This is a genomic window from Streptomyces capoamus (genome assembly GCF_014654935.1).
Lineage (GTDB): Bacteria > Actinomycetota > Actinomycetes > Streptomycetales > Streptomycetaceae > Streptomyces > Streptomyces capoamus.
Window position 1 is genome coordinate 1 of the sequence record NZ_BNBF01000039.1, and the last position, 10,928, is coordinate 10,928.

A 10,928-nucleotide genomic window follows, 5' to 3' on the forward strand; every position below is an offset into this window, starting at 1 on the left:
CCGACGCCTCCAGCCACACGAACTGGGCCATCACCCCGCCCGCCGGATCCAGCCGCCCCGCCGCAGCATCCAGCTCGGCCGCCGCATCCGCCTGCGCACCCGCAACCCGGTGCAGCAGTGCGCCCGCGTCCACCGAACCGGCCGGCTCGACAAACAGACCCCGCTCCGGCGCCTCCACCAGACGCGCACGCAGGACGTCGTGGTGATCCAGGACGGCTTGCAGTGCCGCCACCAGGCTCGTGCGGTCGATGTCGTCCGGCGTGCGGAGCAGCAGTGACATCGCGAACCGGTCGTGTCCGCCGCCGAGGCCGAGGACGTGCCGGGCGACCGGGAGCAGTGGCATGAAGCCCGCGCCGCCCCCTTCGAGCTCCTCCAGTACGGGCCGGCCGGTGTCGCGCCCGGCCGCGGCCTCGGCGAGCGCGGCGACCGTGCGGTGCTCGAACACCTCCCGGGCCGTCACCTCGACCCCCTTCGCCCGGGCCCGGGCCACCACCTGGATCGAGCGGATGCTGTCACCGCCGGCCGCGAAGAAGTCGTCGTCCACACCGACCCGCTCCACACCCAGCACCTCGGCGAACACCCCGGCCAGCGCCTCCTCGGCCGCGCTGCCCGGCGCCCGGTAGGCGACCTCCGAGACCTCCGGCTCCGGCAGCGCCCCCCGGTCCACCTTGCCGCGGTTGGTCAGCGGCAGGGCACCCAGGACGACGATGACGGACGGGACCATGAACTCGGGCAGCCGGCCCGCCAGGAACCGGCGCAGATCGGCGGGGGACACTCCGGTGCCGAGGTCGAAGTCCCCGACCCCGCCGGCCCCGTCGCCGCCCACGGCGGCATCGGCCTCGACCGGGACGACGTACCCCACGAGCCGGCGTCCGCCACCGCGGACCTGCCGTGCGACGACGACCGCCTGGGCGACCGCGGGGTGGGCCAGCAGCGCGGCCTCCACCTCGCCCGGCTCGATCCGGAAGCCGCGCACCTTGACCTGCGCGTCGGCACGGGCGACGTACTCCAGCTGCCCGTCGGCGTTCCAGCGGGCGAGGTCACCGGTGCGGTACATGCGCGCGCCGGCCGGACCGAACGGGTCGGCGACGAACCGCCCGGCCGTCACGCCCGGCGCGTCCAGGTAGCCGCGTACGACGCCGAGTCCGGAGACGTAGACCTCGCCGACGGCGCCCGGGGCGACGGGGGTGAGGCCCGGGCCGAGGACGTGGACGCGCCGGTTGTCGACGGGGCGGCCGATCGGGACCACGCCGTCGGTCCGGCCGACGGCGGGCGTGTGGTACTCGGTCGCGAAGACGGTGGTCTCCGTGGGGCCGTAGCCGTTGACGACCGTGACCCCCGGGCAGGCGCGCTGGACGGCCGCGACCGCCGACGGGCGGACCACGTCGCCTCCGGTCCACACCTCCCGCATCCGGGCGAACGCGCCGGGACGCTCGTCGGCGACCGCCGCGAACAGGCCGGCGGTGATCCACATGGCGGTGATGCCGTGGGTGTGCAGCAGTTCGGCGAGCGAGTCGGCGTCCAGCCGCTCCTGGGGGGCCATCACGACCCGGCCGCCGCTCAGCAGGGCCAGCCACAGCTCGTAGGTGGAGGCGTCGAAGGACTGCGGGGAGTGCATCAGCACCCGCGCGTGGGTACCGCCGGTGAAACGCCGGTCCTGGCCCAGGCTGGTGATGTTGCGGTGGGTGACGCCGATGCCCTTGGGGGTGCCGGTGGAGCCGGAGGTGTACAGGACGCAGGCCAGCCGGTCCGGGCCGTACGGCAGCTCGGCCAGGGGACCGCGTTCGGTCAGGTCGGCGGTGTCGGTCAGCAGGGTGGGCAGTGCGCTCCCCGCGGGCAGGACACCGGCCCGGGCACTGTCGGTCAGGAACAGGGCGGGACGGGCGGTGGCGAGCATGAGCCGCACCCGCTCGGCGGGGTAGGCCGGGTCGACGGGCAGGTAGGCGCCGCCCGCCTTCAGCACCGCCAGCCAGGCCACGGCCAGTTCGGCCGACCGGGGCAGGGCCACGGCGACGAGGTCCTCCGCGCCGACACCGTGCCGCCGCAGCGCGTGCGCGAGCCGGTCCGACCGCTCGTCCAGTTCCGCGTAGGTGAGGCGGGTGGCGTCGTCGACCACCGCGACGGCGTCGGGGGTGGCGGCCGCGTGGCGGGCGAAGAGCCGGGGCACGGTCAGGGCGGCGACGGGCGTGGCGGTGTCGTTGAGGACGCCGACGAGCTGGTGGCGTACGGCGGGTTCCACGGCGTCCACGGCGCCGGCGCGCACTCCCGGGTCCGCGGCGATCGCCCGTACGAACGCGAGCAGCTGCCGGGAGAACAGGGCGAGGTCGTCGGTCCGGTACTGGTCCCCGGGGGCGTCGAACCCGATGCTCAGCTCGCCGTCCCGGCCGCTGTCGAAGACGGTGATCATCAGCTCGTCGAGGGTCGGGAAGCACCCTCCGGCCAGATGGGCCCGGCTGCCGCCGAAGTCCATCTCCTTGATGTACGGGATGAAGTTGAGGATGACCCCGACGGGGCTGCGCGCCATGTCGGTGTGGCCCATGCTCCGCCTGATGTCGGCGATGAGGTGTGAGGCGTGCCGGTACACCCGGTACTTCTCGGCGGTCAGCGCGCGGGCGACCTCGGACACCGGTGCCGCGTCGTCGATGCGCGCCCGGACCGGGACGAAGTTGGCGACCAGCCCGGTGGCCTGCTTCGCGGCGCCGCTGCGGTTGTTGACGACGAGGGAGAACGTGAACTCCTTCAGCCCGCCGGCGTGCCGCAGGAAGACGGCGACGGCGGTGGTCAGCAGGTGGGGCAGGGTCGTCCCGGCGTCCGCGGCGGCCCGCTCCCACGCGGTGACCTCCGCGCGGGACACCGCGACGGTGTGGTTGGCGACCCCGACGCGGCGGGCCGTGCGCGCCATCGCGTGATTGACCCGGCCGGTGTCACCGCCGGTGAAGAAGCCGTCCCCGGGCACGGGGGACACGGCCGTCGTGTGCGCGGTGCTGGACAGCCGTACCGGCTCGGGCGAGTCCGCGAGATAGTCGCGCCAGAATTCCGCATCCTTGACGAAACGCGGGGAGGAGCGGTAAACGGCATCGGCGGCGGAGACCGCATCACTTCCGGCGCAGACCCATTCCGGTACTTCCCGGCCCTGTGCGAGAGCGCGGTACACCTCGGCGCTGCGGCGGGCGAAGTTGATGAGTCCGGCACCGTCCACCACGATGTGGTGGAAAGCGATGACGAGCAGATGCAGCTCGTCGGAAATGCGCACCGACCCCAGCCGGAACAGCAGATCCTTTTCCAGGTCGAACTCGTCGGAGACGACCCGTTCGGCGATGTCGAGCGCGGCCCGCCCGGGATCGTCCTCGTCCCGCGCGTCCAGGGCGAACGGCTGCCAGTCCCCGAGCGCGTGCGGCACCCGGCGCAGCCCGTCCGTCTCCTCCCGGAAGTTGACCAGCAGGCTCTCGGCGCTGTCCGCGAGGACGCTGCGGAACGCCGTGGCCAGCACAGCGGTGTCGAGCGGGCCGTCGACCTCCCACCAGCCGCCGATGTTGTTCCGGATGCCGGGCGTCAGCTTCTGGGTGAGCCACAAGCCGGCCTGCACCGACGAGGCATCCGCTGCGGACACGGCCATCATCCCTCCGACAGGAAATTGGAATTCACGGGACTCGATTCATCGACCGCCTCAGCCTAGGACGGCACTCACGGCAACCCCCAAGGAAATCCGGGCTGTCCCGCCGGCGGGACGGGAGGCGGAGAAATGAGGGGCGTTGCCAAATTACCGACGCCCTTGCCAGGCTCAAGAATCATGTCCGCGCAGCTTTGCGGCCCCAGGAGATCCCTTGAACACAGAACTTCTGATGTGCGACGCTGAGAATTTCCGCGTCGACTACGTCATCAACCCGTACATGGACACGGGCCGGCAGCCGGATCCGGTGGCGGCGCTCGCCGAGCACGAGACCATCGCGAAGACGCACCTCGCCGCCGGACGCACCGTCAGGTTCATGAAGTCCGCGCCCGAGTGCCCCGACATGGTCTACACGGCCAACGGCGCCCTCGTCGGCGGCGGCCGCGCGGTCCTCGGTGATCCACCCGGGCCGCGCCGCCCCGAGATCCCCTACTTCCGCACCTGGCTGACGGCGCACGGCTTCGACGTGCACGACGCGCCCTACCCGTTCAGCGGCCAGGGCGACGCCCTCGTCTGCGGCCCCCTCCTGCTGGCCGGCCACGGCCGGCGCACCGACCGCCGTATGCACGCGGTACTGGCCGACCTGTTCGGCTACGAGGTCGTACCGCTGCGCACGGCGAGCGAGCAGTGGTACGACCTGGACCTCGCGGTCGGCGTCATCGACGAGCGCACCCTGGCCCACTGCCCGCAGGCGCTCACGGCCGACAGCGTGCACCGTCTGCGCGACCTCGGCCTCGACCTCGTCGAGGTGCCGGTCGAGGAGGCCGCCTCGTTCGCCCTCAACCTGGTCAGCGACGGCACCACGGTGACCATGACGACCGGCGCCCCCCGCTTCGCCGCCGAGCTGCGCGAGCGCGGCAAGGACGTGATCGAGCTGGACACCACCGAACTGCGCAAGGGCGGCGGGGGAGTCCGCTGCACCGCGCTCACGCTGGACAACCCGGCGCCCGCCGGACCGGGGACCCACACCACCGAGAGGGACCGGCCATGACAGATCCCGTAGCCAGCCTGATGGATCCCGAGTTCACCCACGACCCCAACCGGGCCTACGCCCGTCTCAGGGAACAGGCCCCGCTGGTGCGCATCGGCACCCCCGGCGCGCCGCCGGTGTGGCTGGTCACGCGCTGCGCGGACGTGCGCTCGATGCTGAGCGACCCGGAGATCGTCGTCGACCACGCCAACGTGCCGGGCAACGAGGGCACCTCGCTGATGGACCAGCTGCTCGGCGCCCTGGACCTGCCGGACGACTTCCGTGCCGAGTTCCGCACGTACGCCCGGAACATGATGTTCGTCGACGGCGACGAGCACGCCCGGCTGCGCAAGCTGATCCTGCCCGCCTTCGCCGTCAAGCGCATCAAGGCGCTGCGCCCGGCGATCGAGGAGATGTCCGCGCGGCTGCTCGACGCGCTCGCCGCGAAGGGCGGGGGCGACCTCATCGAGGAGTACTCCTCGCCGCTGACCGGCACCGTCATCTGCGAGCTGATCGGTTTCGACCGGGCGGACCACCCGCGGGTGCGCAAGCTGATGCGGTCCTACGCCGACGGCGACATCCACTTCTCCGGGCGGGAGATGGTCGAGTGCACCAAGGAGCTCATCGCCCGGCGCCGGGCCGAGCCGGCCGACGATCTGATCTCCACGCTGGTCCGCACGCGTGACGAGACCGGGGACCGGCTGAGCGAGGACGAGATGGTCGCCATGGTGCTGTTGCTGATCATGAACGGGCACCACTCCACGTCGTTCTTCATCCCCGCGTCCGTCGTCGCCCTCTTCCGCAACCCGGACCAGCTGGCCCTGCTGCGCGCCGAGCCGGAGCTGATGCCGGACGCCATCGAGGAGCTGCTGCGGGTCGCCAACCCGGTGCCGGTCACCAGCCCCCGCTACGCCACCCGGGACATGGAGCTGTCGGGCTGCCCGGTGCGCAAGGGCGAGACCCTGACGGGCTCGTTCTTCGCGGCGAACTTCGACCCGCGGGCCTTCCCCGACCCCGAGCGCCTGGACCTGCGGCGCGAGCGCAGGCGCGGCGAGGGGCACGTCAGCTTCGGCGCCGGCCCGCACTACTGCACGGGGGCGGCCCTGGCGAAGCTGGAGACCGACGTGGCCCTGCGCCACCTGCTGCTCGACCGCGACACGCTGGAGATCGCGGTGCCGCTGGACGAGCTGGAGTACACCGACGCCACGCTGGGCGTGCACATGCTGGCCGGACTGCCGGTGTGGCTGTGACCAAGAAGGCCCCGGGCGGTGCCCGGGGCCTTCCTTTCGTCCCTCCGTGCGTCCGGTCCCGCCCTTCAGGTGCGCAGGGCCTCGGCCAGGGCGCCCAGGGTCGGGTTCAGGTACAGCGTGCGCGGGTGCAGCGCCGGCAGGGACCGGGCGCGCATCGCCGCGGCCATGCGGACCGCGAGCAGCGAGTTGCCGCCCAGCCGGAAGAAGTCGTCCGACGCCGAGACCGCGACGCCGAACAGCTCGCCCCACAGCTCGATCAGCTGGTCCACGAGGTCGTCGCCGGTCCGCTCCGCGGCCCGCGGCCCGGGCGCGGGGGCGGCGGGCAGCGGCAGCGCCCCGACGTCCACCTTGCCGTTCGCCGTCATCGGCAGCGAGGGCAGCGCGGTGACCGTCGACGGCATCATGTACCCGGGCAGGATGCGGGCGGCGTGCTCCCGCACCGCGGTCACCGATCCGCCCTCCCCGTCCGCGAGCACCACGTACCCGTCCAGCCGACCGGTCGCGGCGTCCGCTGGGTCCTCCTGCCGCAGCACCACGGCCGCGGCGGCGACCCCGGGGCACTCCGCGAGCACGGAACGGATCTCGTCCAGCTCGATCCGGAACCCGCGCAGCTTCACCTGGTTGTCGATCCGTCCGAGGTGCTCCAGCCGGCCGTCCGGCAGCAGTCGTCCCCGGTCCCCGGTGCGGTACATGCGCCGCCCCGTGAACGGGTCCGCCACGAACCGCTCCGCCGTCAGCTCCGGCCGCCCCAGGTACCCCAGCGCCACACCGGCCCCGCCGACATGGATCTCCCCCGCCACCCCGGGCGGCACCGGCCGGCGCGCGGCGTCCAGGACGTACAGGTACCAGCCGGGCAGCGCGGTGCCCACCGACCGGGAGCCGCGCAGTGCCTCGCGGCGGGTGACGTCCTGCGCGGTGACGTGCACGGTCGTCTCGGTGATGCCGAACATGTTGACCAGCCGGCAGCGCTCCTCCGGGTACCGGTCGAACCACGGCAGCAGCGGCCGGGTGTCCAGCGGCTCCCCGCCGAACACCACCAGCCGCACCGCCAGGTCCGCCGGGTGCGCCCGGTCCGCCTCCATGAGCTGCGCGAACGCCGACGGGGTCTGGCTGAGCACGGTCGCCCCGGTCTCCCGCAGCAGGGCCCGGAACTGCTCCGGGGAGCGCGAGACCCAGTACGGCACGACCACCAGGTGCCCGCCGGTCATCAGGCAGCCCCAGATCTCCCACACGGAGAAGTCGAAGGCGACGGAGTGGAAGAAGGTCCACACGTCCGCCGCGCCCAGCGCGAACCCGGCGCGGGTGGCGTCGAGCAGGGCGACCACGTTGGCGTGCGGCACGAGGACGCCCTTGGGGCGGCCGGTCGAGCCGGAGGTGTAGATGACGTACGCGGGATCCTGCGGCGTGCCGGCGCTCGGCGGTGCGGACGCGGCACCGCGGGCGCCCAGGCCGTCCAGCCGCGCCGGTGTGACGACGGCCGCCGGCCGCCCACCGGCCGGGAACGGGGCGGTGTCCTGCGCGGCCACCAGCACCCGCAGCCCGGAGTCCTCGGCCGTGTAGGCGAGCCGCTCCGCCGGGTACGCCGGGTCCAGCGGCACGTACACCGCGCCCGCCTTGAGGATCCCGAGCAGCACCGCCACCAGCTCCGCCGAGCGTTCCAGGCACACGCCCACGAGGTCGCCGTCGCGCACGCCGGAGGCCCGCAGCCCGTGCGCGAGCCGGTTCGACCAGCGCTCCAGCTCGCCGTACGTCACCCGGTCGCCGTCGCCGTCGCTCAGCGCGACGGCCGTGGGGCGCTCGGCGGCCCGTGCGGCGAACACGGCGTCGATACGGCGGGGGGTGCTGTCCAGGGTCCCGGACGGCCGGCCGAGTGCGGCCAGGCGCAGCCGCTCCTCCTTGTCGAACAGCTCGACCGCGGCGGTGGGAAGCCAGGGCATGGCCGTGACCTGCCGGTGCACCTCGACCAGGTGCCGCAGGAACTGCACGGCGACGGCGGGCCGTACCGCGTCCGGGAGGTGGTGGCAGCACAGGGTGAGCGGTCCGCCGGAGCCGCCCCGGGACACGGTGACGGTCAGCGGGAACGGGGGCTCCAGGAAGGGGAGGGAAGCGAGGTCGCCGTCCGGGCCGTCGTCGTCGAGGTCCAGGACCAGGCCCGCCGTCACGGCGGCGTCCTCGCCCTGCGCGCCGCCCGCCAGCCGGCGGCGGAACCAGTCGGTGACGGCGCCGAGATCACCGAACTCGTCGGCCCAGGAGGCGGGTTCGGGCCGCAGCACGGTCGTGTCGTCCACGCCGTCCACACCCGTCACCGCCACGGCCGGCGCCTCGTCCGGCTCGTAGCGCGCGAGCAGTACGGCCAGCGCGGCCAGCCAGCCCGCGGGATCCGCGGCCGCGTCACCGGGCAGCTCCAGGCGCTGCTCCACCCACCCGTCGCCGAACCCGGCCTCCCCTAGCCCCCAGGAGGGCGAGGCGTCGACCCGCACCCAGCCCGAGCCCCCGTCACCCGCCCCACCGGCCCCGGACCCACCGCCACGGGCGCCGGCCGCACCGGAACCGCCGGAACCACCGCCACCGGCGCCGACCGCACCCGCACCGCCGGAACCACCCTCACCGGCACCAGCCGCACCGAGGTCGCCGGAGTGGCCCGCACCGGGGCCACCGGCACCGGCGACACCGGCACGCGGGTCTCCCGCACCGGGTGCGCCCGCCCCGAGGCCACCCGCACCGACGCAGTCCGTGTCGACGTCACCCGCACCGGCCCCACCCGTGCCGGCGCCGCCCGTGCCGGGAAGGTCGCCGGTCGTCGTCAGCGCGTGTGCCAGTGCGCGCAGGGCCCGTCGCCCGTACCGGTCCCGGTGGGCGACCAGCACCAGGTCGGCCGCTCCGTGGCCGTACTCCAGCAGGACGGCCCGCAGCCCGGGCGCGGGCCCGACGGGCCGCAGCAGTTCCCGCTCCACCGGCCCCCGGGCCCGCACCCCGTCCACCGGGTCCGTGACGCCCTCCCGCCACAGCCGCACGCCCGGAGCGAGCGCCCCGAGCCGCTGTCCGAGGGCCGCCGCGTCGGCGTGGGTCCCCAGCCGCACGCGCACCGCGTGGCAGTGCCGCGCGTGCCCCGTACCGCCGCCCGGACCGCTCCCGGCGCGGCGCTGATCTGTCCTGAGCACGATGTCTCCCTGGTCTCCGGTATGCCTGCCGCTGAGCCGCCGGCGGCTCAGCGGGCGCTGAATCCCCCGTCCACGGTGACCACGGACCCCGTGACCTGCCGGGACTCGTCGGATGCCAGCCAGACCGCCGCCCCGGCGACGTCCTCCGGCTCGACCAGCGCGTTCATCGGCTGGGACTGCAGGAACGTCTCCTCGTGCTCGGCGACCGGCACGTCCAGGGACTTGGCGATCTCCGAGAGCATGCGGCCCTCGGCCCGCGGATCGTCCCGGATCGAACCGGGACACAGCGCGTTGACACGGATCTTCATCGGCGCGTAGTCGAGCGCCGCCGCCTTGCTGAGCCCGACGACCCCGTGCTTGGCGGCGACGTACCCGGCGAAGTGCCGGTAGCCGACCAGGCCCGCGGTCGACGCCACGTTGATGATGCTGCCCGAGCGCTGGGCCGTCATGATGCGGCCGACCGCCCGGGTCATCCGCCACGCCCCGGATAGGTCGACGTCCACCATGAGCTGCCACTCGTCCTCGGTGATCTCGTGGGTGGTCTTGCCCGAGGGCGCGGCGATACCCGCGTTGTTGACGAGCACGTCGACACGGCCGAAGCGGCTCAGGGCCTCGTCGGCGACGCGCTGCAGCGCGGCCAGGTCCCGGACGTCGGCGTGCCGGGTCAGGACCGTCGCGCCGCTGCGCCGGCACTGCTCGGCGGTGTACGCCAGCTGGCTCGCCGAGCCGAGCGGGTAGGGCACCCCGGGGATGTCCTCGCCGACATCGAGGAGGACGAGGTCGGCGCCCTGTTCGGCGAAGGCGGTCGCGCACGTCCGTCCGACCCCGCGCGCGGCACCGGTGATGATCGCGGTCTTTCCAGCCAGGCGCACGGCGCCCCTCCTTGGCAGATGTGGCGGACACGGCGGTGTCAGCGAACGGCGAGGGCGTCCTCGACGACGCGCAGCACGGCCGGCGTGTCCTCGGTGAGATACATGTGGCCGCCCGCCAGCTCCACCAGCTCGAAGGCGCCGGAGGTGGCCTTGCTCCACTCCGCGGCCTGGTCGGCGGTGACCAGCGCGTCGTCGCGGCCGTGCAGGGAGGTGATGGGAGCCGGCAGCGGCCGGTCCGTGCTGGGCACGTAGTTCTCGTGCATCTCGACGTCCGCGCGCAGCGTCGGCAGGATCAGCTCCCGCATCTCCGGGTCGGCGAGCGCGGCATGGCTGTAGCCGGCGAACTCACCGACCCGGGCGAGGAATTCCGCGTCGCCGAGGCCGGTGGCGCGCACCGGCCGCCGGGTCCAGGGGCCCGGGGAGCCGCTGACGAACAGCCGGGCGACGGCGGTGCCGGACCGGGCGGCGAGCAGCTGGGCCAGCTCGTAGGCCAGGACCGCGCCGAGGCTGTGCCCGAAGAGGGCCACCTCGGGCGCGTCGCCGACCTGCTCCAGCACCTCGGGGAGCAGTCCGGCGGCCGCCTCGGCGGCGTCCCGGTACGGCTCCTCGACGAGCTTCCACTCCCTGCCGGGCGGCTGGGGCGCGACGATCCGCAGCCCTTCGCCGGCCAGGGCCTCCCACGGGTGGAAGAACGAGGCGCCGGCACCCGCGAACGGCAGGCACACCAGGGGCGTGGCCGTCATCGCGCTCAGTCCCCCTGGCTCGCGGCCATCGCGTCGCGCAGCGACTTGGGCCGGATGTCGGTCCAGTTCTGTTCGACGTACTCCACGGCGGCGGCCCGGTCGGCCTCGCCGAAGACGATCCGCCAGCCCTCCGGGACGTCCGCGAAGGCGGGCCACAGCGAGTGCTGCTCCTCATCGTTGACCAGCACGTAGAACCGGCCGCTGTCGTCGTCGAACGGGTTGGTGCTCATCGTCGGTGGTTTCCCTTCCTCTGGCTTCCGGT

Annotated in this window: 7 protein-coding genes; 2 read left to right on the top strand and 5 right to left on the bottom strand. The window is 73.9% G+C overall.

Annotation, left to right across the window (positions count from 1 at the left end; genetic code table 11):
• Nucleotides 1-3,610, bottom strand: a 3,610-nt coding sequence (locus tag IE312_RS35635) for a non-ribosomal peptide synthetase (RefSeq protein ID WP_189986479.1), incomplete at its 3' end; no start/stop codon positions are given.
• A 214-nt stretch (nucleotides 3,611-3,824) separates the two neighbouring features.
• Here IE312_RS35635 and IE312_RS35640 point away from each other — a divergent pair.
• Nucleotides 3,825-4,661: a dimethylarginine dimethylaminohydrolase family protein gene (locus tag IE312_RS35640; protein ID WP_189986480.1), complete on the top strand. Its 837-nt coding sequence runs from the start codon at nucleotides 3,825-3,827 to the stop codon at nucleotides 4,659-4,661.
• Nucleotides 4,658-5,890 (top strand): cytochrome P450, encoded by a 1,233-nt coding sequence (locus IE312_RS35645; protein ID WP_189986481.1) that lies wholly within the window; start codon nucleotides 4,658-4,660, stop codon nucleotides 5,888-5,890. Before IE312_RS35640 ends, IE312_RS35645 begins: the two co-directional genes overlap by 4 nt.
• A 65-nt stretch (nucleotides 5,891-5,955) precedes the next feature.
• On the opposite strand, the gene IE312_RS35650 is transcribed toward IE312_RS35645, so the two are convergent.
• The 4 genes from IE312_RS35650 to IE312_RS35665 are packed head-to-tail and all read right to left on the bottom strand — an operon-like array spanning nucleotide 5,956 to nucleotide 10,896.
• Nucleotides 5,956-9,051 (bottom strand): amino acid adenylation domain-containing protein, encoded by a 3,096-nt coding sequence (locus IE312_RS35650; RefSeq protein ID WP_229900842.1) that lies wholly within the window; start codon nucleotides 9,049-9,051, stop codon nucleotides 5,956-5,958.
• A gap of 47 nt (nucleotides 9,052-9,098) precedes the next feature.
• On the bottom strand, nucleotides 9,099-9,923 hold the full coding sequence (locus IE312_RS35655) for an SDR family oxidoreductase (protein ID WP_189986482.1): 825 nt from the start codon (nucleotides 9,921-9,923) through the stop codon (nucleotides 9,099-9,101).
• A 38-nt stretch (nucleotides 9,924-9,961) separates the two neighbouring features.
• On the bottom strand, nucleotides 9,962-10,666 hold the full coding sequence (locus IE312_RS35660; protein ID WP_189986483.1) for a thioesterase II family protein: 705 nt from the start codon (nucleotides 10,664-10,666) through the stop codon (nucleotides 9,962-9,964).
• 5 nt (nucleotides 10,667-10,671) lie between these two features.
• Nucleotides 10,672-10,896 carry an MbtH family protein gene (locus tag IE312_RS35665; protein ID WP_189986484.1) on the bottom strand — a complete coding sequence of 75 codons (225 nt, stop codon included), beginning with the start codon at nucleotides 10,894-10,896 and terminating at the stop codon, nucleotides 10,672-10,674.
• Nucleotides 10,897-10,928: the final 32 nt, after the last annotated feature.